This is a genomic window from Zoogloea sp. (assembly GCF_041914405.1).
In the GTDB taxonomy this organism is placed as follows: Bacteria; Pseudomonadota; Gammaproteobacteria; order Burkholderiales; family Rhodocyclaceae; genus Zoogloea.
Window position 1 is genome coordinate 134,828 of sequence record NZ_JAYSDK010000006.1, and the last position, 23,159, is coordinate 157,986.

Below are 23,159 nucleotides of genomic sequence, written 5' to 3' on the forward strand. Positions count from 1 at the left end.
CTCCTTTTCTTATGGGTTGTCGCTGTGAATGCGTTGGTGGCGTCAGACGACGAAGATCGACGAGCCGGTGGTCTTGCGCGCTTCCAGATCTCGGTGGGCCTGGACGGCATCCTCGAGGGCGTAGCGCTGGTTGATCTCGATGCGGATGCGGCCGGCGGCTACGTGGCCGAAGATCTCGCCGGCCAGTTCGGCCTTCTCCTGCGGATCGGCGATGTAATCGGCGAGGGCCGGACGGGTGAGGTACAGCGAGCCCTTCATGGCCAGCAGTTGCGGGTCGAAGGGCGGAATCGTGCCGGAGGCGGTGCCGACGCAGACCATCAGGCCGCGCCGCTTGAGGGAGTCCAGCGAGGCCATGAAAGTGTTCTTGCCCACGCTGTCGAACACCACGTTGACGCCGACGCCGTTGGTCAGCTCGCGCACCCGTTTTGCCACGTCCTCGTGGCTGTAGTTGATGACGTCGGTGCAGCCATGGGCGCGGGCGACCTCGGCCTTCTCTTCGGTGGATACGGTGCCGATGACGCGCAGGCCGAGCAGGCGGGCCCACTGGGAGACGATCAGGCCCACGCCGCCGGCAGCCGCGTGGAGCAGGATGCTGTCGCCTTCCTTGAAGGCGTGGATACGCCGCATCAGGTAGGCCGAAGTCAGGCCGCGCATGGTCATCGCGGCGGCGGTCTGGCAGGAAATCCCGTCCGGCAGCTTGATCAACGGCGCGGCGGCGATCAGGCGGCGGGTGCTGTAGGCGCCGAGGGTGTTCAGGAAGCCGGTGTAGGTGACGCGGTCACCGACGGCCACATTGCTTACGCCGTCGCCGATGGCCTCCACCACACCGGCCGCCTCGACGCCCATGCCGGCCGGCAGCGGAATCGGATAGGTGCCGTTGCGGAAGTAGGTGTCGGCAAAGTTCAGGCCGACGGCCTCGTGGCGCAGGCGGACTTCGCCCGGTCCGGGCTCGCCGACGTGGACTTCTTCCCAGCGCAGCACTTCCGGGCCGCCGGTTTCGTGGAAGCGGATTGCATGTTCCAAGGTGTTCTCCTTTGTCTGTCTTGTTCAGTGTTCCGGGGTTTCTTCGGCCGGGGAATGCGCCAGATTCACGATGCGCGAGAAAAGCCGCTTGTATTCCGCATCGGTGTCGCCGCCGAAGCGTGGATCGTTGTTGCCTGAGAAGGCCGCGTTGATCTCGACCCAGTCCTCGTCCTTCAGGAAGCGTTGCGCGGCGGGCAGGATCACGCCTTCCTCCCGCCCCATGTGCTCCCACATGAAGCGGGCGTAGTTGGCGACGGCCTGTTCGACCTCATCGAGGGAGGATGCGCCGTGGGCGTATTCCTCCACCAGATGGGCCAGCGCGTTGAATAGCTGGTGGTCGCGCAGGTGCTGCCGTTCGAGTTCGTCCAGTTCGGCGTTGGCCGAGACGGTGCGTTCCCGCAGCTTGCGGAACAGGTAGTCCTGTTCCTTCGGATGGTGCAGGCCCTGCGGAAAGTCGCGGATGTAGCGGACGATGGCCTGCATGACGCCAAGGTCGGGCTGCGTCCCATCCACACGTGCGCGCTTCAGCAGATGCAGCCAGGCGTGCAGCACGGCGGCCATCGAGCGATGCTCGTCGCGGATGATGCCGATGGCCTGGACGGCGCGGGAAGGCTCGGCGCTGGCCGACACAAGCACGGGGATCTCCGAGTGGGTGACGACCTTCAAGGTCTGGGAGCCGAGCATCATGCCGAGCTGGCTGCGCCGGCCGTGGGAAGCCATGAAGACCAGGTCGCAATGAGTGCTGCGCGCCGCGGCGAGGATTGCCCGGTAGGGCGTATCGTCAATGGTGCTGAGGGACGCGCAGGGCACGCCGCAGGCGCGGGCTGCCGATTCGGCCTTGGTCAGCAGTTCGCGGGCCCGGCCTTCGTAGGCGTAGCTGTAGTCGGCCGGCGACGTGAGGCGCACCACGTCGGCGTCGCCGCTGATGGCGGCACTGTAGTCGGCCTGCGCATGAAAAAAGGTGATCCGGGCCCCCAATGTGCGTGCGAACTCCACCGCCCGGCTGACGGTTTCGATGGAGAGATCCGTGTCATCGATGGGAACGAGCAGGTGACGGTACATGGCAACGACTCCTAGGTCAGGGTGCCGGAGGACTCCAACATGGGTTGGGAGTTATTCGGCGATTTCATGGGACTCATCCTAGGCGCTTGCCTGTGTCGTCACCCCCCTCGCAAAGGAGGGGGGAGGGGGGTGGCAGCGGACTTTGCGGATATATTTGACGCCACGTATTCGATGCCACATTCCGGGGCATGTCCCTCCTCCCGCGGAGGGGGCCCCACAAGAAGATGCCGCTTCAGCGGCACAAGACCCTTGCTGCCACGGCGGACGCACATCGTCCGCCATTGACTGGGCTTGCTCCATGACCGCTGCCATTGCCGAATCCGGCACCGCCTATTCCGAACTCGTGCTGCGCACGACACCGCCGCGCACACCGCGCAACCTGCTGGTCCGCTCGCGCCTGAGCCTGGACGACGAGCGTTTCCGCGAGCGCCCGGTGATTGTCGTGCAGGCTCCGCCGGGCTTCGGCAAGACATCCCTGCTGGCCCAATGGCGGCATGAGTGCCTGGCTCGCGGCGCGGCGGTGGCATGGATTTCGGTGGATGGGCGGGACGATCCGCTGCGCTTCCTGCACAGCCTGGTGCTCGCCGTTCGGGTGGGATGTGCGCGGCCACAGTTCGGCCGCGTGCTGATGGAAGGAGGACAGGCCTCCCTCGGCGAACTCGACGGCATCACCGCCTGGCTGGCCGAAGTCGCCCAGTCGTCCCTCGATCTGGTGCTGATCATCGACGAGGCGGAGCGCCTGTCGGCGGCGCGGCGCAACGGCTTGAGCTACCTGCTGCACAACGCGCCAGCCAATCTGCGGGTGGTGATTGCGGCGCGGGGCGGCTTCGACACCGAGGTGGAGGATCTGAGCAGCTACGGGCATTGCGAACTGGTTGGCGTCGAGATGCTGCGCTTCCGCCTGGAGGAAACCCTGTCGCTGGTCGGCAACCGCTTCGGTGCCAAGGTGGATGCCGACACCTGCGCGCGCCTGCACGAGGTGACCGAAGGCTGGCCCCTCGGGCTGCAGCTGGCTCTGGCGGCGATGGAGCGGAGTACGGACCCACGCTCGGCGATCGAGGCGTTGGCTTCCGGCAGCGGCGACCAGCGTCACCGCCTGGTGGATGCGCTGATGGCCCACCTGGCCGTCGACGACCTGGATTTCCTGACCCGCATCGCGGTAGCCGACCTGTTGCATCCCGACCTGTGCCGGGCCTTGGTTGGGGATGACGCGGAGGAGCGCCTGCAGCGCCTCAGCCGGGACACGCCGATTTTCGTGGTGGGCGACAACAGCGCCTGGTCGCGTCTGCATACGCTGGCGCGCGACGGCTTGCGGGCAAGGCTCGGTGAATTGCCGGCCGACCAGCAGGCTGCTCTCCACGAACGGGCCATGGGCTGGCTGGCCGACCACGGGATGATCGAAGAGGCCGCCCGTCACGCGCTGTCAGCCGGGCAGCGGGAGAAAGCCTACGACCTGGCCGAGCAATGCCTCTACGACGCGGTCGTGCAGGGGCACCTCGGGACGGTGCTCGAGTGGCTGGAACTGGTGCCGGACGCGGAGCGTGACAAGCGGCCGCGCCTGCGCCTCGCCGCGGCCTGGGTGCTGGCGGTCAGCGAACGCCACGCGGAGGCGGAGGTGCTGGTCGAGCGCATCCTGTCCCAGCCCGATGTGGATGCGGCCCTGCGCTACGAATGCGCGCTGATCCTGAGCGGTGCCGCCTATTACGCCGATGACCCGGACCAGTGCGCGGCCTTGTTCTCCCCCTGGCGGGACACGCCGCCGGTTCGTGAGCCGCGTCTGTTGCAGATGCATGCCAACCGCCAGTCGGTGCTGGCCATCGTGCAGGGCGACCCGGTCGCCGCGCGCCGCTACCAGCAGGCAGCCCCGCGGGGCGATCACGGCAAGGCGCATGGCTACGCGGTGCGCTGGGGCGAATTTGCCACCGGCCTGAGTTATTTCTGGGAAGGGCAGATGCTGCTCGCCGAAGAAGCCTTGCGACCGACGCTGGCGCGCCTGGATGCCGATCTCGGCCGCCGCCATCCACTGGCCTGCATGGTCGCTTCGCTGCTGGCGTCGGCAGTCTATGAACGTGATCGCCTCGACGAAGCGTCGGCTTTGCTCGCCAACCGGCTCGACGTGCTCGAACGGGGTGGCACGCCGGAGACGGCATTGTTCGGCTATCGCACCGCGGCCCGGCTGGCTGCCGCACAAGGCGTCGAACATCGTGCGCTGGATCTCCTCGAGGCCTTGTACTCGGTGGGCATGGCCCGTCATCTGCCGCGCCTGTGCGTGGCGGCGCTGGCGGAGCAGACCCGCATGCACGCCGGTCGCTTCCGCTCGGAAACCTGCCGTGCGCTGGTCGAGCGGGTCGATCACATCCTGGAAGGGGAGGGGCTGCCCACCGGCGAGCTGTGGTGGCGCGCGGTCCGCCTGCCGCAGCTCCTGACCCACGCCCATGCGGCGATTGCCGAGCAGAACTGGCCGGCAGCCCTGGACGCGCTGACCCGCGCGATGCCGTTGGCCGAGGCCCTCAAGCAGGGCCGGGTACGGATCGAGATCATGGCCTTGCGGGCCTTCGCCCTCGACCGCAACGGCGGCGAAGGTCGCCCGGTGCTGCATGAAGCCCTCAGCCTGGCGCAGACCTACGGCCTGATGCGGACCTTTGCCGATGCCCACCCGGCCATGGCGGACTGGGCCCGGCGTGTTGCCGAGGAGGACGATGACGGCGTAGCCGTCGACCGCCCCGTCCCGATTGCCCGCACTGTGAGGCCGGCACCCGATCTCAAGGCAGGCGGCCCGCGGGCGGTACCGAGCATGGTGCTGACGCCGAAGGAGAGGGAAATCCTCGAACTGCTGGCGCGCAATCTCTCCAACAAGGAGATCGCCCAATCCCTGGCGGTCGGCGAAGCCACCGTCAAGTGGCACCTCAAGAACCTCTTCGGCAAGCTCGGTGCCGGCACCCGCCGCCACGTCGTGCGCCGAGCCCAGGTGCTGGGCCTCCTCGAAGGCGTGGAGTAAGCCTCTCCCGCAAGACCCTCTCGCCCCCTCCGTGCCCCCCCGACCCCCAACTTTGTGGGGGGGGTGCGCTTTCTCCAGCTCTGGAAAATGAGCCTCGCTGCAGCGGATCGACCCGCTGCGAGATAAGAGGCGCTGCTGGATCAGCAGCATCCACAGGAGGAGGGGCGAGACATGCAATACACAACAGCCAAGAGAGAGAAAACCCGGCGCGCCTGCCCGGCGGCCGTTGGGGCCGCGCTGGCGCTGCTGGCCGGCGGTGCCGAGGCGGTGGAAATCGACACCGGCAACCCGGACGTGCAGCTGCGCTGGGACAACACCGTCCGCTACAACCTGGCCCAGCGCGTCGCCGGCCGGGACAGCAAGATCGGCAACTATTACGCCGCCGACGAAGGCACTTACAGCTTCGACAAAGGTGACCTGGTCACCAAGCGGCTCGACCTGCTGTCCGAACTGGACATGGTCTGGAAGCGCGACACCGGCTTCCGCATCAGCGCCGCAGCCTGGTACGACCCGGCTTACGGGACGATGGACCATTCCAATCCCGGCAACCCAGCGCTCGCTGCCACGCCCAGCTACATCAACAACCGCTACAGCAGCTATGTGAAGCGCTACTACCGGGGCCCGTCCGGCGAGCTGCTGGATGCCTTCGTGTTCGGCGCCTTCGATGCCGGCAATGTGCCGGTCAAGCTGAAGGCCGGCCGCCATACGGTGTTCTGGGGCGAGTCGATGTTCCTCAACGGCGCGCTGCACAGCGTGTCCTACGCCCAGATGCCGCTGGACCTGCAGAAGGGTTTTGCGACGCCCGGCGTTGAGGCCAAGGAGCTGTTCCGCCCGCTCAACCAGATTTCCGGCCAAGCGCAGCTGACCGACACCCTCTCGGTGGCGGGGCAGTATTTCCTGCAATGGGAGGCCTACCGCTATCCGGAAGGCGGCACCTACCTCGGCCCGGTGGACTTCGCCTTCAACGGCCCGGACCGGGTCGTCGCCGGGCAGATCCCGAACAGCGCAGCCTTCGGCCCCTACGCCGGTGCGCTACTGGGCTACACCCGCGGCCATGAAGTCGTGCCCCGCAACAATGGGGAATTCGGCCTGTCGGCCCGCTGGTCACCGGAGATCCTGGACGGCACGCTGGGTTTCTACTACCGCCGCTACGCCGACAAGCTGCCCCAGGCCCTGGTCACCCAGCGCAACCTGGTTGCCGGCAAGCCGTTGCTCAATGGCAGCACCTACAACCTGGTGTACGCCGGCGGCATAGACCTGTTTGGCGTGAGCTTCGCCAAGAACATCGGCGGCCTGAGTCTCGGCAGCGAAGTCTCCTATCGCCGCAACACCCCGCTGGTCGCCCAGTTGCTCGGCGTGTCGCCCACCGGCTTGCCCGATCGCGGCGAGACCAGCGGCCCTCGCGGCGACACCTGGCATGGCCTGGTGAACCTGATGGGCGTACTGCCCAAGACCGGCCTTTTCGACACGGCCAACTGGGCAACCGAGCTGACCTGGAGCCGCTGGCGCAAGGTGCGCAGCGGGGAAAGCCTGTTCAACGCGGAAGGCTTCGCGCCGTGCGTCGGCAAGGACAAGTGGGACGGCTGCGTCACCAAGGACTACGTCGGCGCCGCTGTGTCCTTTACCCCGACCTGGTACCAGGTGCTGCCGGGCATCGACCTGTCCGCGCCGGTTTCCTATTCGGTGGGCCTGCACGGCAACGCCGCGACGATGTTCGGCGGCAACGAGGGCAACGGCAACTACAGCATCGGCCTGGGGGCCGACATCCAGCAGAAGTACCGCGTAGACCTGAAATACATCGCTTATTTCGGGCAGTACAAGGACAACGGCGCCGCAGTCACGGCCATCAACGGCTTTACCACGCTGTTGCAGGACCGCAACTTCGTCAGCCTGACGTTCAAGACCACATTCTAAAAGGAGACACACCATGAAAATCCACACCACCCTGACCGTGGCCGTGCTTGGTGCCCTGGTGGCCGGCATCACACATGCCGGCGTGAGCGCAGAAGAAGCCAAAAAGCTCGGCACCACGCTGACCGCCGTGGGCGCCGAAAAGGCTGGCAGCGGCGCGATCCCGGACTACACCGGCGGTCTGGCCGGCGCCCAGGCGGGCTACAAGGCCGGCAGCGGCCTGCGCCCCGATCCCTTCGCCAATGAAAAGCCCCTCTACTCGGTGGACGCCTCCAGCATGGCCAAGTACGCGGCCAACCTGACCGAAGGCACCAAGGCGCTGATGAAGAAGTACCCGAGCTATCGCATCGATGTGTACAAGTCCCACCGCACTGCCGCCTTCCCGAAGTTCGTCACCGACAACACCGCTGCCTGTGCGCTGAGCGCCAAGACAAGCGCCGGTGGCCGCTCGATGGAAGGCTGCCACGCCGGCTTCCCGTTCCCGATTCCGAAGAACGGCTTCGAGGCGATGTGGAACCACCTGGTGCGCTTCAACGGCATCGCCTATGAGGTCAAGTACCGCAATGTGAGCGTTGATGCGGCCGGCCGCCCGGCGCTGTCCACCGAAGGTTCGATCCTGCAGGAGTACCCGTACTGGGACGAGAGCAAGGCGAACTCCGACGTCTATTACAAGCAGCGCATCTCCTACACCGGCCCGGCCCGGCGCGCCGGGGAGGGCATGCTGATCATCGACCCCCTCGACTACACCGACAAGGGGCGCCGCGCCTGGCTGTACTTGCCCGGCCAGCGCCGCGTGAAAGTGGCGCCGGACCTCGCCCACGACACGCCGAACCCCGGCACGTCGGGCGCCACGACCTTCGACGACACCTTCGTCTTCAACGGCTCGATGGAGCGTTACGACTTCAAGCTTGTCGGCAAAAAGGAGATGCTGGTCCCGTACAACGCCTACAAGATGGCCTACCACTCCACCCAGGCGGACCTGCTCAAGCCGAACCACCTGAACCCGGATCTGGTGCGCTGGGAAATGCACCGCGTGTGGGTCGTCGAGGCCAGCCTGCGGGATGGCAAGCGCCACGTGTATAGCAAGCGGACCTTCTACCTCGACGAGGACAGCTGGGTTGCCGTCGCCTCCGACGAGTACGACGCCCGCGGCCAGCTGTATCGCGCCGGCTTCGCCTACATCGCCCCGAGCTACGAAGTGCCGGCCCCGTTCGCCGACCTCAATGGCAACTACGACCTGATCGCCGGGAGCTACTCCCTGACCGGCTATTCGGCCGAGAACGGCGGTGTGCGCTACCTCAAGCCGCAGAGCGAGCGCGAGTGGTCGCCCGACGTGCTGGCCGGCGCCGGCGTGCGCTAAACCCTGCAAGGGACGGGATACGCCGCCCGGCGTCCCCGTCCCGCCTCAACGCCCGGATCAAGTTTCGTTAGGACGCGCCATGTTCAAGTCCGCTCTTCGCCCCGTGATCACCGCCCTGGCCCTGGTATTGCCGCTGGCGGCGATCGCCGGCGGCTATTCCGATGTTGCCGCTGTACCGGCCAAGGCCTCGCCGCTGGCGGCCAAATCCCTGTTGAACGGTCTCGCCCGGGCCGGTGAGCGGATCGTCGCCGTCGGCCAGCGCGGCCACATCGTCCTCTCCGACGACGGCGGCAAGAGCTGGCGCCAGGCCAGTGTGCCGGTCAGTTCGGACCTCGTCGCAGTCAGCTTCCCGAGTGCAAAGCAGGGCTGGGCAGTCGGCCACGACGGTGTGGTGCTCCACAGCGCAGACGCTGGCGCGACCTGGACCTTGCAGCTGGATGGCCGCCGCGCCGGCCAGCTGATGGTCGCCCATTACAGCCGCCTGGCCGACAACGGCGCCCTCGGCAGCGGAGAGCAGGCCGACCGCCTGCTGGACGACGTCAAGCGTATTGGTGGGCAGGGGGCCGAGAACCCCTTCCTCGATGTGTGGTTCAGCGATGAGCGCAACGGCTTCATCGTCGGCCCCTTCAACCTGATCTTCCGCACCGCCGATGGCGGCAAGAGCTGGGAGCCCTGGTTCGACCGTACCGACAACCCGAACCGCCTGCATCTTTATGCGCTGCGCGGCATCGGCAGCGACGTGTACGCGGTGGGCGAGCAGGGCCTGGTGCTCAAGCTCGATGCCCAGGGCAACCGTTTTCGGGCGGTCGAGACGCCGTACAAGGGAACGTATTTCGGTGTCACCGGCAACGACGACAAGGTGCTGGTCTTCGGGCTGCGCGGCAACGCCTACCGCAGCGCGGACGGCGGCTGGAGCTGGGCCAGGGTGGACAGTGGCGTGCAGGACGGCCTCACCGGTGCCACCGCCTTTGGGCCGCGGGGGCTGTTGATGGTCAGCCAGTCCGGCCAGGTGCTGGTCAGCAAGGACGCCGGTGAGCATTTCTCGCCCCTCAAGCTCATGCAGGCCGCGCCGGCTTCCGCCGTTCTGGCGGTAGGCAGCGACACGGTCGTGATCGCGGGTGCCCGCGGCGTTCGCGCCGAAGCCCTGCGTTAAAAGAAGGAGAACCCCGCCATGGCCGCTTCAAGCCATACCCTGGATCAGGCCCCGGTCGTGCAGTCCCTCGGGGACTTCGACCCGCGCTCGGGCAATGCCCTCGAACGCCTGATCTTCAACAACCGTCTGGCCGTCGTGGTGCTGTGCGGCCTGGCAACGCTGGCGCTGGCCGTCATCGCGTTTTCGAAACTGAGCTTCAACGCCAGCTTCGAGAAGATGATTCCGCAGAGCCATCCCTACATCCAGAACTATCTCGAGAACCGCAAGGAGCTGCGTGGCCTCGGCAATGCGCTGCGGGTGGTCGTCGAAAACCCCAATGGCGACATCTTTGACGCCAGGTATCAGGAGGCGCTCAAGCAGATCAACGACGAGCTGTTCCTGACGCCCGGCGTCGACCGCGCCTGGGTCAAATCCTTGTGGGCGCCGTCGGTGCGCTGGAACGAGGTGACCGAGGAGGGCTTCCAGGGTGGGCCGGTGATGCCCGAATCCTACGATGGCTCGCCGAAGGCCACCGAGCAGCTGCGTCTGAACATCGCCCGCGCCGGTATCGTCGGCCGCTTCGTCGGTGCCGACTACAAGTCGAGCATGATCTTCGTGCCCTTGCTGGACAAGGATCCGGCAACCGGCCAGGCAATCGACTACCGGGCTCTGTCGCGCACGCTGGAAGACGGCATCCGCACCAAGTTTGAGAATGCGCCGGGCGCACCGGTGCGCATCCACATCATCGGCTTCGCCAAGCTGGTCGGCGATCTCATCGACGGCCTGGCCCAGGTGATGACCTATTTCGCCATCGCCGCGCTGATCGCCATCGCCGTGATCTACGCCTATACCCGTTGCACCCGCAGCACGGCGCTGGTGGTGGCCTGCTCGATGGCGGCGGTCGTGTGGCAGCTGGGCCTGGTGTCGGCCTTCGGCTTCGAGCTCGACCCGTTCTCGGTGCTGGTGCCCTTCCTGATCTTCGCGATCGGGGTTTCCCATGGCGCCCAGAAGATGAACGGCATCATGCAGGACATCGGCCGCGGAACGCACAAGCTGGTGGCGGCGCGCTTCACCTTTCGGCGCCTGTTCCTGGCCGGCATCACCGCGCTGCTGGCCGACGCGGTGGGCTTTGCGGTACTGGTGGTGATTGACATTCCGATGATCAAGGATCTGGCCATCACCGCCAGCATCGGCGTGGCAGTGCTGATCTTCACCAACCTGATCCTGCTGCCGGTGCTGCTGTCTTACACCGGCGTCAGCACCCGCGCCGCCGAACGCAGCCTGAGCAGCGTCGATGCCGCGGCGGAGCAGGGCGGTGTTTGGGGCTGGCTGGGGCACTTCACCGAAAGGCGCTGGGCCTTGCCGACCATCCTCGTCTCGGCCGTGCTGACCGCGGTGGGCTTCGCGGTGAGCCATAACCTGAAGATTGGCGACCTGGAGGCCGGTGCCCCGGAGCTGCGCGCGGATTCCCGTTACAACCGGGACAACGCCTACGTCACGTCCCATTACGCGCTGTCCAGCGACCAGTTCGCGGTGATCGTGAAGACCGCCGCCGAAGGCTGCCTCAAGTACCAGACCCAGGTCGAGGCGGACCGCCTGGCCTGGGAGCTGCGGCAGTTGCCGGGGGTGCAGACCACGGTCTTCCTTGGCGACGCGATCCGCCAGATCACCGCCGGCTCCTACGAAGGCAACCCCAAGTGGCTGACCCTGGCCCGCAACCAGGACGTGCTCAATTACGGCGCCCAGCAGGCCTCGACCAACAACCCGGACCTGTTCAACAACGATTGCTCGGTGATGCCGGTGATCGCCTATCTCACCGACCATCGCGCCGACACCCTCGACCGGATCGCCGCCGCGGCCGACCGCTTCGCCGCCGAGCACGGCACGCCTGAACGCCAGTTCCTGCTGGCCGCCGGCAGTGCCGGCATCGAGGCGGCCACCAACAGCGTGGTGCGCGACGCCAACCGCACGATGCTGCTCTACGTGTATGGCGCGGTCAGCGTGCTGTGCCTGATCACCTTCCGCAGTTGGCGTGCGACGGTGGTGGCGATCCTGCCGCTGGCGGTGACCTCCATCCTCTGCGAGGCACTGATGGTGATGCTGGGCATCGGGGTGAAGGTCGCCACGCTGCCGGTCATCGCCCTCGGTGTGGGTATCGGCGTCGATTACGCCCTTTATCTGCTGAGCATCCAGCTTGCCCAGCAGCGGGCCGGCGCTTCCCTGGCGGTGGCCTACCGGCGCGCGCTGCAATTCACCGGCAAGGTTGTCGCGCTGGTCGGCGTCACGCTGGCTGCCGGGGTGGTGACCTGGGCCTGGTCGCCGATCAAGTTCCAGGGCGACATGGGCATCCTGCTGACCTTCATGTTCGTCTGGAACATGGTCGGGGCGCTGGTCCTGATACCCGCGCTGTCCCACTTCCTGCTGCGCAAGCCGGCCTGAGTCGGTCCAAACAAACGTACTCGGAGATTACCGACATGCAAGCACTTTCTTCCCTGCGGATGACGACCTGGCCCGTCTGGGGACCGGGCCTGCTCACCGCCGCCACCATCGCCATGGCGGCCACCTTCGTGGCCGAGCACCAGGGCGGCCCGCAGCTGCTGTACGCGCTGTTCTTCGGCATGGCCTTCAATTTCGCGGCGGAAGGCGCCAAGGTCAAGGCCGGCATCGACTTCGCGTCGCGCAGCGTGCTGCGCTTCGGCGTGGCCCTGTTGGGCGCACGGATCACCCTCGAGCAGATCACCGCGCTGGGGATCGCGCCGGTGATCCTGGTGGTATCGGGCGTGGTCGGCACCATCCTGTTCGGCGCCATGCTCAGCCGCCTGCTCAAGCGTCCGGTCGTCGAAGGGCTGCTGACCGGCGGTGCGGTGGCGATCTGCGGTGCGTCCGCCGCCCTGGCCATCGCCGCGGTGCTGCCGCGCACCGAGGAGAACCAGCGCTTCACGCTCTTTACCGTCGTCGGCGTAACCACCTTGTCCACGGTGGCGATGATCGTCTATCCAACCGTGGTCAAGATCTGCGGCCTGGATGCGCACGGTGCGGCGGTCTTCCTTGGTGGCACCATCCACGATGTGGCCCAGGTGGTGGCCGCGGGCTATCTGATCTCGCCGCAGGTCGGCGACAGCGCGACCTTCGTCAAGCTGCTGCGGGTCGCCACGCTGATGCCCGTCGTGGCCTGCTTCGGGGTGATGTTCCGTGCCCAGGGTGGCGATGCCGGCGCCCGGCCGCCGGTGCTGCCTGGCTTCCTGGTCGGCTTCATGGCGCTTATGGCACTGAACAGCCTCGGCTGGCTGCCTGCCTCCGTGGCCCACGGCCTCGGTGACCTGTCCCGCTGGTGCCTGGTGGTGGCGATCGCCGCGCTCGGCGTCAAGACGTCCTTTCAACAGCTCGCGCGCCTGGGCTGGCGGCCGGTGTTCATGCTGGTGGCCGAAACCCTGTTCCTGGCTGCGTTGATCCTCGCCGGCGTCACTGTACTGCGCTGAGCCGGCGCCCCAATCGAAAAAACCACAATACTCGAGGAGACCCGACATGTTTGGCCTGATGCAGGACCGCCCATTGCTGATTTCGTCGCTGATCGAACATGCGGCGGCCTTTCACCCCCACGCCGAGATCGTGTCCCGCACGGTCGAGGGGCCGATCCACCGCTGCACCTACGCGGATATCCGCCGTCGTGCGATGCAGGTGGCCAATGCCATGAAAACCTTGGGCGTACAGCCTGGCGACCGGGTCGGCACGCTGGCCTGGAACGGCTACCGGCACATGGAGCTGTACTTCGGTGTGTCCGGCATGGGCGCCGTGCTGCACACCATCAACCCGCGCCTGTTCCCGGAACAGATCGAGTACATCGCCAACCATGCCGAGGATCAGTACCTCTTCTTCGATGTGAGCTTCACCGCGCTGATCGAAAAGCTCGCACCGCGCATGAAGAGCGTGAAGGCCTTCGTCGCGATGACCGAACGGGCCAACATGCCGACCGCCGACATCCCCGGCCTGATCTGCTACGAAGACCTGATCGGCCGTGAGCCGGCGGACTACCGCTGGCCGGAGTTCGACGAGCGGGCGGCGTCTTCCCTGTGCTACACGTCCGGAACGACGGGCAACCCAAAGGGCGTGCTGTACAGCCACCGCTCGTCGGTGCTGCACGCCTTCCTGGCCTGTAGTGTGGATGGCCTTGGCCTAGGGGCCGCGGAGAGTGCGCTGGTCGTGGTGCCGATGTTCCATGTGAACGCCTGGGGCATGCCCTACGCCGGCGCCATGTGCGGCGCCAAGCTGGTGCTGCCCGGCCCGGCGATGGACGGCAAAAGCCTCTACGAACTGATCCGCGACGAAGGCGTGACCCTCGCGCTGGGCGTGCCGACGGTCTGGCAGATGCTACTCCAGCACGCCGAGCGCAACGCCACCGATCCGAAGCGCGAGCTGGTGCTGCGGCGGGTCGTCATCGGCGGGTCCTCAGCGCCACGCTCCATGTGCGAAGCCTTCGAGACGTTAATGGGCGCCTTCGTGGTGCACGCCTGGGGGATGACCGAGATGTCGCCGATCGGGACCATCTGCAATCTGCTGCCGAAGCACAAGCGGGCCAGCCTCGAACAGCGTTTGGACCTGCAGGTGAAGCAGGGACGGGGCGTGTATGGCGTGGAGCTGAAGCTCACCGACGAGGACGGCAACCGTCTGCCCCATGACGGCCGCGCGGCCGGTCATCTCAAGGTGCGTGGTCCGTGGATCGCCAATGCCTATTTTCGGGACGAGGGCGGCTCGATCCTGGATGAGGAAGGCTTCTTCGACACCGGCGATATCGCCACCATCGATCTGGATGGTTACATGCAGATCACCGACCGGGCCAAGGACGTGATCAAGTCGGGCGGCGAGTGGATCTCATCCATCGACCTGGAGAATGCGGCGGTCGGCATGCCCGGCGTGGCCGAAGCGGCGGTGATCGGCATCCCTCATCCCAAGTGGCAGGAGCGGCCGCTGGTGATCGTCGTACGCAAGCCGGATTGCCCGTTGATCAACAAGGACGACGTGCTGCAGTACCTGGAAAGCCAGGTCGCCAAGTGGTGGCTGCCGGACGACGTGGTTTTCATCGAGGAGATGCCCCACACCGCCACCGGCAAGCTGCAGAAGATGGCCTTGCGCCAGATGTTCCGTGACTACCGCTTTCCCGCCTGAGCGCCCCGAGGAGATTCAAGTTGAACAAGTTGATGGATTGGGACGAGGTCGGCCCTTTATTCCGGGACGGTATGAGCATCATGGTCGGCGGTTTCTTTGCCGTCGGCACCCCCGGCGGCATCGTTTCCCTGCTGGCGAGGCAGGGTACCTGTGAGCTGACCCTGATCGGCAACGACACCGCCTCGCCGACCACCGGCGTGGGGCCGCTGATCTCCAGCGGGCAGGTCAGCAAGGTGATCGTCTCCCATATCGGAACCAACCCTGTCACCGGCCGCAAGATGATGGACGGCGAGATGGAGGTGGAGCTGGTGCCCCAGGGCACGCTGGCCGAGCGCATCCGCTGTGGTGGCTCCGGCCTCGGCGGCGTGCTGACGCCGACCGGTGTCGGCACCGTCGTGGAGGAGGGCAAGACCAAGCTGGCGGTCGGTGGCCGGGAGTATCTCCTTGAACTGCCGCTGCGCGCCGACGTGGCCATTCTCAAGGCCCGCAAGGCCGACCGCGCCGGCAACCTCGTCTACGAACGCGCCGCGCGCAATTTCAATCCGGTGATGGCCTTAGCCGCCGACCTGGTGATCGCCGAAGTGGATGAGCTGGTGGAAACCGGCAGCATCGACCCGGATGACGTCATGACGCCGGCTGCGCTGGTGGACCGCATCGTCGTGAGCAGGAAGGAGGCCTGACGTGGACGCAAAAGAACGTATTGCCCGCCGCGTGGCGCAGGAGCTGAAGGAAGGCTACGTGGTGAATCTGGGCATCGGCCTGCCGACCCTGGTGCCGCGCTTCCTGCCGAAGGATGTGCACATCACGCTGCAGTCGGAAAACGGCTTCCTCGGCATGGGCGCCCTGGACGGCGAGCCGCGGCCGGGCGAGGTGAATGCCGGCGGCCAGCCCTGCGGCTTGGTGCCGGGCGCGGCGGTGTTCGACAGCGTGACCTCCTTTGCGCTGATCCGCGGCGGCCATGTGGACGTGACGGTGCTCGGCGGCCTGCAGGTGGACGAGGACGGCAATCTCGCCAACTGGATGGTGCCGGGCAAGATGATCCCCGGCATGGGCGGCGCGATGGACCTGCTGGCCGGCGCCAAGAAGGTCATCGTGGCGATGGAGCACTGCACCAAGACTGGCGAACCGCGCCTGCTGGAGCGCTGCGACCTGCCGCTCACCGCCAAGGGGCGCGTGTCCCTGGTGGTGACCGAGCTGGCGGTCTTTGGCATTTCCCATGGGGAATTCGTGCTGCGGGAACTGGCGCCTGACGTCGATCTGGAGGCGGTCCAGCAGAAGACCGGCGCTCGCTTCCTGGTCTCCGACACCCTTTGTGAAATGGCGGCGGCGCTGTGAGTCGGCGCGCAACCCCAACTATTTTCAGGAACAAAACATGAATCAATACACTGCCCCGATCCGCGACATGCAGTTCGTGATGCAGGAGCTGGCTGGCCTCGACCAGGTGCTGGCCCTACCGGGTTACGAGGAGGCTGACCGGGATCTGGTGGACGCGATCCTCGAGGAAGCCGGCAAGTTCGCCGGCGAAGTGCTGGCACCCCTCAACCGGGTTGGCGATACGGAGGGCTGCCATTGGGAGTCCGGCCACGTGACGACCGCGCCTGGCTTCAAGGAGGCTTATCGGCAGTTCGTCGAATCGGGCTGGAACGGCGTTGCCTGCGAGCTGGAATTCGGCGGTCAGGGCCTGCCGCGCCTGTTGTCGAGCGCGGTGCGCGAGATGTGGAAGGCTTCGAACATGGCCTTCTCCCTGTGCCCGATGCTGACCCAGGGCGCGATTGAAGCGCTTGCATTGAACGGCAGCGCCGAGCTGAAGGCCCGTTTCCTGGAAAAGATGGTGTCCGGTGAATGGACCGGCACGATGAACCTGACCGAGCCGAACGCCGGGTCCGACCTCGCTGCGGTCCGCACCCGCGCCGAGCCTCAGGCTGACGGCAGCTACCGGATCTTCGGCCAGAAGATCTTCATCACCTACGGCGAGCACGACATGACCGACAACATCGTGCACCTGGTGCTGGCCCGCCTGCCGGACGCCCCGGCGGGGGTGAAGGGCATCTCGCTGTTCGTGGTGCCGAAGTTTCTGGTGAATGCGGACGGCAGCCTGGGTGAGCGCAACGACGCCTGGTGCGCGTCGATCGAACACAAGATGGGCATCCACGGCAGCCCGACGGCGGTAATGATCTTCGGCGAGAACGGCGGTGCGACCGGCTACCTGGTGGGTGAGGCCAACCGCGGCCTCGAATACATGTTCGTGATGATGAACGAAGCCCGCTTCGGCGTCGGGCTGGAAGGGCTGGCCATCGGCGAGCGGGCTTACCAGCAGGCACTCGCCTACGCCCGCGAGCGGGTGCAGGGCAAGGACATGACGTCCCGTTCGCCGGAGTCGGTGGCGATCATCCGGCATCCGGACGTGCGCCGCATGCTGATGCTCATGAAGTCCAAGATCGAGGCGATGCGGGCGCTGGCCTATGTGGTGGCCGCTTCGCTGGATCACGCCCACCAGGCGTCCGCTGCAGACGAGCGGAGCAAGCACCAGGCTTTTGCAGATCTATTGATTCCAGTGGTCAAGGGCTGGCTCACGGAAACGGCCAACGAGCTGGCCTCGATCGGCGTGCAGGTGCATGGGGGCATGGGCTTCATCGAGGAGACCGGCGCGGCCCAGCATTTTCGCGACGCCCGCATCATCAACATCTACGAGGGCACCACCGGCATCCAGGCGCTTGACCTGATCGGCCGCAAAACAGCGCGGGACGGCGGCGCAGCAGCCAAGGGATTGGTCGCGGAGATACTCGCCCTCGACAGCCAGTTGGCCGAGCAAGCCGATGCCGACTTCACTGTGATCCGCCAGGCGCTGGTGGAAGGCGCAGCGGAGATGGACGACTGCGTGGATTACATCGTCGAGAATTTCGCGGCGAACGCTGCGGAGGTGGCGGCGGGCTCGGTGCCGTATCTGATGCTGGTCGGCATCGTGGCCGGTGGCTGGCAGATGGCCCGCGCGGCTTTGGCGGCGCGTCGGCGGCTGGATGAAGGCAGTGGCGATGCAAGCTTCTACCGCGCGAAGATCGCGGCCGCCCGTTTCTACTCTGAGCACGTCATGACCCAGGTGGCCGGACTGTCGCGTACCGTGCGCGAAGGCGGAAAGTCGGTGCTGATGCTGGGCGACGAGCAGTTCTGATCGCCGATCGCGTTATTGCGTTTCTGCCGGCCCCGGCTTGTCGAGGGCAGGGCGGGGCGCCGAGGTCAGTTGCGTCACGAGTTCCTGCGTGCGCATCTCGGCGTCCTTTGCCCGCGTGGTTTCTCGCGCAACTTGCTGTTCAAGCATCTCGATGCGGGCCGCCTGCGCACTGCTCATGGCGGCCTGCTCCTGCAGGCTGCGGCCCACGGTGGCGATGTCTGCCTTGAGCGCCGCAATCTCGCCGTCTCGTGCATTGACGATTGTAGTCAGCTCCCTGGCGTGGGAGGTCTGTGCGGCTGCTCGCTCCTCGGCTTCGTCCGTTTTCTTCCGCTGAGCGACGAGCCCGCCTTCCAGGGCCGCCGCGCGTTGCCTCCATTCTTGTACTGCAGCGGCATGATCCTGACGCAACTGGTCCGTCTGGCGCATCAGGTGTTCCCGTTCGCCGGCGGCGCGTTCCCGCTCGATGCGCAACTCGTCGATCAGACGGCTGCGTTCTGCGGCGGCCTGCACATTCAGCTCCATCACATGAACACGATGTTCATCGCGCAGGTTTTCCAGTTGCCGCTGATTTTCCGCGATCGTCGCGACGTGTTGCTCGCGCTGTGCCAGCAGGTCCGCAATCATCGCTTCCCGGGCCAACTCGGCTTCCTTCAGGCTGTCGAGCTCGGTTTGCAGGCGTGCGGTCTCCGCGCGTTCGTTGCGTAGGCTGTTCTGTGCGTCAGCGCTTTCCCTGCGCGCCTGGTCCGTAGCCTGCCGGAGTTCCTCTGCCTGTTTGTCGAACTCGGCCTTCAGCGCCCGCTCGGCTTCGGCTGCGCCTTCCGCCGACAGGGCGAGGAGAGCGTCGAACAAGCTCTTCGCCTTGAGCTGCAGGCTTTCCGGCCAGCTTCCGAAGAACGGATGTCGGCTCAAGGCCGAGGCTTGTGCCTGATGCTCCCGCCATTCGCGGATATAGGCCGAGACGATGCGCGTTGCCCCTTTGCCAAGTCGCTCATGGACCTTCAGATAGGTCGGATTTTCTCCGGTCGCAGCGAGGTCATTGCAGATCGCTTCAACCATTTCGTAGCTCACGGCGCTGGCCATCTTTTCATTTCCTTTTGCTTTTGCGTAACGCTGTCGGGCAGTCAGCACTGGATGGAGATCGTTTCATATATTGCGCAATTGCGCAAATTAAAACCCTGCAGCACGCGGATAATGTCGAGTTCTGCAATTATCGATATTATTTGAGATTCAAGACCCAACTTCGCCCGCAAGGGCAAAGCATCAGAATGAGTGACAAAACCATGCCCATTGCCAGTCTGGCAGTCCTGCTGAAGAGCCAGGAAGTCAGTTCCGACGCCCAATCTGGCGGACTCGTCAGAGGGAATTCCCTCGGCGCCAACAGTGATCATGAAGCCGTCATGATCTGGCTGAACACCCATGCCAAGAACCCTCATACACGCAAGGCTTACCTGCAGGAGCTACGGCGCTTTGCTGCGTTCATGGCCCACCTGCGCGGCAAGTCATTGGCGGGCGCAACGGTTGCCGATCTGGAGGCGTTTCGGGGCTGGCTTTCCGCGCCGTATCGCCCTGAGCACGGCTGGCCAATTGGATTCGTCCCGTTCCGGACCGATGACTCCGGGCAGTGGCAAGGCCTGTCGCTGGGTAGCAGGCGTCGCGCGGATACGAGCATTCGAGGCCTGTATGGTTTTTTGCATGCGGCGGGGTATCTGGAAGCCAATCCCTTCCTGCAACTTGGCAAGCTCACCGGTGAGGAAATTTCGCAGGAGGAGTTGGTGCGGCGGGGCCTAACCGTCCGGGAGTACGCGCTCCAGCAGCGCCGTCAGGCGATTCGCGATGACAGTCTGGGGCAGGACAAGGCGTTCTCCTTTGAACTCTGGCGCTGGCTCCGTAGCTTTCTCGATGCGCCGGAAAATACATGGCAGATCAGTGCCAACACCTCTGATGACACGGACGGTCTGGCTGGGCGCGCGAGTTCACCGTGGTCTTTCGAACGCAGGGCGCGGCTGCGCTGCATCCTGCTGTTCAGTTACGCGGCGGCAAGTCGGCGCTCCGAACTCGCCGAGGCCACGATGAACGCCATCGTGCGGAGCGGCACGCGGTGGGTTTGGAAGGTGGTTGGCAAGGGGCGTAGCGCAGCCGACGGTCCTGATCGGGTGACGCTGGACGACGATGCGATGAATGCCTTGCAGGAATACCGCTTGGCACGCGGCTTGAGTTCATGGCCAGAGAGCGGCGAGTTCGAGGTGCCCGTAATTGCGAAATTGAGTCCGAAGCGCCGACGGCGTGCCACATTGAAAACTGGTGACTGCGTCACCGCCGGCTACATCAACCTGGAATTGCGCCGTTTCTTCGAATTTGCCGCGGTCTTTGCAGCCAGCGTCAATCCAGCCTGGGGGCACAGTTTGCAGCAGGCAGCGTCCCACTGGCTGAGGCATACGCGCGGCAGCCATTTCGCGCTGGGTCACGTATCGCTGGCTCGCACGGCGGAGCAACTGCGCCACAAGGACCCAAGAACGACGAGCCGCTACTACGTTCACATGAAGGACGAGGAGCGGGGTGAGGCCGTCGATGCCGTCTCTAAACTTCTGAAACAGTGGCCGAACGGATGATGTTCCATGGGGCGAGGGAGCACACGAGGCGCGCCAGCAGTCCAAAGGCGGTGATTTTGAGCTCTCCGCCCCACAGCCATTATTTCTGAAAATTACTGTTTTCAGAAGTAATGGCTGTGGGGGCTTGCTGCCCTGCTGTTCCAACCCACCTGAACAACGACAAATCCGCAGGTGCCGGGCTCAGCAGCCCGGTATTCCTGCGACAGTGACTAAGCACTCTGCTTTTTGAGTTGCCCGATTTCAGCCAGCGCTTCCGCCAGCAGGGTTTCCGCGCGTTGTGCACGCACGGTTTCCGCCAAGCGGACTTCCTCAACCGCTCGGGCGCGTGCTTCGGCGGCAGCCACCGCCGACTCCTTGCCATGGGCGGCTTCCGTCGCGACCTTAAGCTGAGCTTGCAGGCGCTCGATTCGGCCCTCGGCTGCAGCGAGGGACGTCTCGATCTGACGTGTTTTGGACAAGGCTTCGCGTAACGCAGCCTTGGCCTCCTCGGTCTGTTCCCGCAGTTTGCTTTCGCGCTCTTCACGGTTGGCCAATTGTTGGCGCATGGCCGTGATATCGCCGAGCTTTTCTTGACGAACCTGGTCAATCTGCTTGACTAACAGTTCCCGCTCAAGCGCGCTGCGATCCTGCTCTTCCTTGAGCGATGCGGTGTAACGGTCGCGATCGCCTTGCAGCAATTTGTTCAGGCGTTCAGATTCGGCCGCGAATTTCTGTTCGCGCACTTCCGCCGCTTCCTCGAGCATCTTGATCCGGCCGTCCAACGCATCTTTCTGCCGTTGGGATTCCTGTGCCTGTTGTCGCAATTCCGCGATCGTCGCATCCCGGACGCGGAGCGCGTCGCTCAGTGCTTCGAGTTGGGTGGCGGCTTGGGCTGCAATCACATCCTGCTGCTCGATCCGCTGCTCTGCCGCCTGCAGGCGGACCCGGTAAGCATCCTGCTCCTGTTCCAGCGCCTGGCGCTGGGCGGCGAAAAGCTGTTCCGCGTGATTGAGCGACAAGGACCAGATCTTGCCCATGAAGGCATCGGCCGACGATACGAGCTCGTCCGGCATTCCAGGAACACTGCGCTTACGGAAAAAGGTCGCACCGGTCTCCCGGCGCCATTGATCGATATAACGCTGGACAACCTCGCTGGAACCCTTATTGCCCAGCTCCGCATAGACCAGATTGAAAGACGGATTCTCGCCTTGCGCGAGCAATTGAAAGCAGATTTGCTCGACGGCTTCGAAGTTGACGCTGCTACTGCGTGCCATGGACTGTTCCCCTTCGCACAAATACGACCAAATTTTAGACAGTCAGGAAGATAACATACGTTTAAATCCGTTTACCGTTATATCTATAACGGTAAGACTGTGAAAAATATCCGGTCATTTTTTCCCGTTCCAGGGCAAGCGTTGCTTCTGTGCTTCGTCGTGCCAGCGCTCCTCTTCCTCGTGGATGTAGCGCTGAGTGGTACGGGCATCCGTATGGCGGGCGTCCTTCTGCACAAAGCGCTCGTTGATGCCGCTGTCGAGCTTGGCGGTAATCCCGGTGTGGCGCCCCCAGTGCGCAGATGCCGCGCGCAGCTTTTCCTTTTTGTGCTCTGCCTCGGGTGGCAACAGTTCTGCCGCGGCACTGAAGATCTGCTTAAGGATCTGGTTAAGACGGCGGGCGGTGATCGGGCTGCCGTCCTTTACCGAGACCAGCAGCGGCGTATTGTCATCCCGCCGCGGTACGGCGGTGAGTCCCAGATGCTTACGGTAGCGGATCAGCGCCTGCAGCATGTCGTCCGCTACAGGCACCTTAGCCTTCTTGCCCCCCTTCCCCACAACGTGCCACCACCACAGCCCCCGCTCCTCGCGGAAACTGTTCATGCGGTGGGACTCCAGTTCGCCGGCGCGGGGTGCCAGCATGTAGAGGACGGCGGCGATGAAGCGGGCCCGCTCGTATTCGTCGCGCCCCCGTTCGGCGTCCCGCGGCATGGCCTCGATCGCTGACGTCACTGCATCCCACATCTGCTGGTCGAGAAAGCGCTCAACCTTCACCATCTCCTCGGTCTGCGCGACGGCCCGCAACGGACCGGTGACTTCACCGGACATCTTGCGGCGACGCTGGCGAATCAGCCCCAAAGGATTGCCCTGCAAATAGCCCGCATCGACAAGGTAAGTCATCAGCGAATTGATGGCGGCCATCGCCGTGAGCACCGCGCTCTCGCTGAGCGGGCCGACAAAGGGGCGCCATTTCTCCGATGTCCGGTTGACCTTGGCGCCACACCATAAGGCGGAGGGCTGTGGGTCGGCGAGGAAGTTCAGGTATCCCTCGAAGTCCTGCCGGTTGAGGCTGGACAAAGGCTTGCCACAGTCCACAAGAGACCATAACAACAGTCGTTCGCACTCCCTTTGATAGATCCGGTAGGTGCCAGGCGAACGATCGTATTCGGACAGAAAGCAGCGAATTGCATCCGCATCCGTGGTCGCCTGGATCTGCAGGCGCATCGGGTCGGCACGGTTAGCGCCATCGTGCCCATCGAACTCAGCCGGAACGGTGATCTCGTCCAGCGGACGCAGCGGAACCACGGTGGTGTAGGTGATGGACATGGAAAGGGTGAGGTATCCGGTTGAGTCTGAATCCGCACGATGAGACGGACAGAGCCAACCAACTGTACTTGCGTACAGTTGTTAACTGTATATAATCACAGTCATCGAACGCGGGGCCTCGATCGAGCAACTGGTCAGCTTCATGTGCATCCGCTC

The 23,159-nt window shown here is 65.0% G+C and carries 16 protein-coding genes; 11 read left to right on the plus strand and 5 right to left on the minus strand.

Translation table 11 applies throughout. The features are described 5' to 3' along the window. Positions 1–42 precede the first annotated feature (42 nt). Together ACE3RX_RS05635 and ACE3RX_RS05640 are read right to left on the minus strand one after the other, a co-directional pair. Entirely contained in the window at positions 43–1,023 is a 981-nt protein-coding gene (locus ACE3RX_RS05635; protein ID WP_374481191.1) for a quinone oxidoreductase, read from the minus strand. Between the two features lie 24 nt (positions 1,024–1,047). Continuing rightward, positions 1,048–2,085 carry a universal stress protein gene (locus ACE3RX_RS05640; protein WP_374481193.1) on the minus strand — a complete coding sequence of 346 codons (1,038 nt, stop codon included), beginning with the start codon at positions 2,083–2,085 and terminating at the stop codon, positions 1,048–1,050. Between the two features lie 298 nt (positions 2,086–2,383). Here ACE3RX_RS05640 and ACE3RX_RS05645 point away from each other — a divergent pair, with 298 nt between their 5' ends. The 10 genes from ACE3RX_RS05645 (at position 2,384) to ACE3RX_RS05690 (ending at position 17,818) form a co-directional block, all read left to right on the plus strand. Beyond that, on the plus strand, positions 2,384–5,083 hold the full coding sequence (locus ACE3RX_RS05645) for a LuxR C-terminal-related transcriptional regulator (RefSeq protein WP_374481195.1): 2,700 nt from the start codon (positions 2,384–2,386) through the stop codon (positions 5,081–5,083). 171 nt (positions 5,084–5,254) lie between these two features. Beyond that, on the plus strand, positions 5,255–6,997 hold the full coding sequence (locus ACE3RX_RS05650; protein ID WP_374481197.1) for a DUF1302 domain-containing protein: 1,743 nt from the start codon (positions 5,255–5,257) through the stop codon (positions 6,995–6,997). Between the two features lie 13 nt (positions 6,998–7,010). Next, positions 7,011–8,354 carry a DUF1329 domain-containing protein gene (locus tag ACE3RX_RS05655; RefSeq protein ID WP_374481199.1) on the plus strand — a complete coding sequence of 448 codons (1,344 nt, stop codon included), beginning with the start codon at positions 7,011–7,013 and terminating at the stop codon, positions 8,352–8,354. Between the two features lie 79 nt (positions 8,355–8,433). Further along, positions 8,434–9,507, plus strand: a complete 1,074-nt coding sequence (locus tag ACE3RX_RS05660; RefSeq protein WP_374481201.1) for a WD40/YVTN/BNR-like repeat-containing protein — start codon at positions 8,434–8,436, stop codon at positions 9,505–9,507. Between the two features lie 18 nt (positions 9,508–9,525). Then, entirely contained in the window at positions 9,526–11,925 is a 2,400-nt protein-coding gene (locus tag ACE3RX_RS05665) for an RND family transporter (protein ID WP_374481203.1), read from the plus strand. 35 nt (positions 11,926–11,960) lie between these two features. Then, positions 11,961–12,965 (plus strand): YeiH family protein, encoded by a 1,005-nt coding sequence (locus tag ACE3RX_RS05670; RefSeq protein WP_374481206.1) that lies wholly within the window; start codon positions 11,961–11,963, stop codon positions 12,963–12,965. Positions 12,966–13,011: 46 nt separating this feature from the next. Next, a complete protein-coding gene (locus ACE3RX_RS05675) occupies positions 13,012–14,649 on the plus strand; it encodes a 3-(methylthio)propionyl-CoA ligase (protein ID WP_374481208.1) in 1,638 nt (545 codons plus the stop codon). Positions 14,650–14,669: 20 nt separating this feature from the next. Continuing rightward, positions 14,670–15,329: an acetate CoA-transferase subunit alpha gene (gene atoD, locus ACE3RX_RS05680; protein ID WP_374481210.1), complete on the plus strand. Its 660-nt coding sequence runs from the start codon at positions 14,670–14,672 to the stop codon at positions 15,327–15,329. A 1-nt stretch (position 15,330) separates the two neighbouring features. Next, positions 15,331–15,984, plus strand: coding sequence for a 3-oxoacid CoA-transferase subunit B (locus tag ACE3RX_RS05685; protein WP_374481212.1), 654 nt, complete (start codon positions 15,331–15,333; stop codon positions 15,982–15,984). Positions 15,985–16,021: 37 nt separating this feature from the next. After that, positions 16,022–17,818, plus strand: coding sequence for an acyl-CoA dehydrogenase (locus ACE3RX_RS05690; RefSeq protein ID WP_374481214.1), 1,797 nt, complete (start codon positions 16,022–16,024; stop codon positions 17,816–17,818). 12 nt (positions 17,819–17,830) lie between these two features. Here the strand turns inward: ACE3RX_RS05690 and ACE3RX_RS05695 are convergent, their stop codons facing one another. After that, positions 17,831–18,898, minus strand: a complete 1,068-nt coding sequence (locus ACE3RX_RS05695; RefSeq protein ID WP_374481216.1) for a hypothetical protein — start codon at positions 18,896–18,898, stop codon at positions 17,831–17,833. 185 nt (positions 18,899–19,083) lie between these two features. On the opposite strand from ACE3RX_RS05695, the gene ACE3RX_RS05700 reads away from it, so the two are divergent. Next, entirely contained in the window at positions 19,084–20,427 is a 1,344-nt protein-coding gene (locus ACE3RX_RS05700) for a tyrosine-type recombinase/integrase (RefSeq protein WP_374481218.1), read from the plus strand. A gap of 209 nt (positions 20,428–20,636) precedes the next feature. On the opposite strand, the gene ACE3RX_RS05705 is transcribed toward ACE3RX_RS05700, so the two are convergent. After that, the gene (locus tag ACE3RX_RS05705) at positions 20,637–21,680 is read right to left on the minus strand and encodes a DNA-binding protein (RefSeq protein WP_374481220.1); all 1,044 of its coding nucleotides are present in this window, start codon (positions 21,678–21,680) and stop codon (positions 20,637–20,639) included. Positions 21,681–21,794: 114 nt separating this feature from the next. Next, positions 21,795–23,003 (minus strand): tyrosine-type recombinase/integrase, encoded by a 1,209-nt coding sequence (locus ACE3RX_RS05710; RefSeq protein WP_374481222.1) that lies wholly within the window; start codon positions 23,001–23,003, stop codon positions 21,795–21,797. Positions 23,004–23,159 lie beyond the last annotated feature (156 nt).

What these genes read in the sequence shown, in the direction of transcription:
- ACE3RX_RS05660 (WP_374481201.1), top strand. Translation starts at nt 8,434, where the DNA reads ATGTTCAAGTCCGCTCTTCGCCCCGTGATCACCGCCCTGGCCCTGGTA.
- ACE3RX_RS05690 (WP_374481214.1), top strand. Translation starts at nt 16,022, where the DNA reads ATGAATCAATACACTGCCCCGATCCGCGACATGCAGTTCGTGATGCAG.
- ACE3RX_RS05645 (WP_374481195.1), top strand. Translation starts at nt 2,384, where the DNA reads ATGACCGCTGCCATTGCCGAATCCGGCACCGCCTATTCCGAACTCGTG.
- ACE3RX_RS05640 (WP_374481193.1), bottom strand. Translation starts at nt 2,085, where the DNA reads ATGTACCGTCACCTGCTCGTTCCCATCGATGACACGGATCTCTCCATC.
- ACE3RX_RS05650 (WP_374481197.1), top strand. Translation starts at nt 5,255, where the DNA reads ATGCAATACACAACAGCCAAGAGAGAGAAAACCCGGCGCGCCTGCCCG.
- ACE3RX_RS05700 (WP_374481218.1), top strand. Translation starts at nt 19,084, where the DNA reads ATGAGTGACAAAACCATGCCCATTGCCAGTCTGGCAGTCCTGCTGAAG.
- ACE3RX_RS05695 (WP_374481216.1), bottom strand. Translation starts at nt 18,898, where the DNA reads ATGGCCAGCGCCGTGAGCTACGAAATGGTTGAAGCGATCTGCAATGAC.
- ACE3RX_RS05675 (WP_374481208.1), top strand. Translation starts at nt 13,012, where the DNA reads ATGTTTGGCCTGATGCAGGACCGCCCATTGCTGATTTCGTCGCTGATC.
- ACE3RX_RS05655 (WP_374481199.1), top strand. Translation starts at nt 7,011, where the DNA reads ATGAAAATCCACACCACCCTGACCGTGGCCGTGCTTGGTGCCCTGGTG.
- ACE3RX_RS05710 (WP_374481222.1), bottom strand. Translation starts at nt 23,003, where the DNA reads ATGTCCATCACCTACACCACCGTGGTTCCGCTGCGTCCGCTGGACGAG.
- ACE3RX_RS05665 (WP_374481203.1), top strand. Translation starts at nt 9,526, where the DNA reads ATGGCCGCTTCAAGCCATACCCTGGATCAGGCCCCGGTCGTGCAGTCC.
- ACE3RX_RS05705 (WP_374481220.1), bottom strand. Translation starts at nt 21,680, where the DNA reads ATGGCACGCAGTAGCAGCGTCAACTTCGAAGCCGTCGAGCAAATCTGC.
- ACE3RX_RS05670 (WP_374481206.1), top strand. Translation starts at nt 11,961, where the DNA reads ATGCAAGCACTTTCTTCCCTGCGGATGACGACCTGGCCCGTCTGGGGA.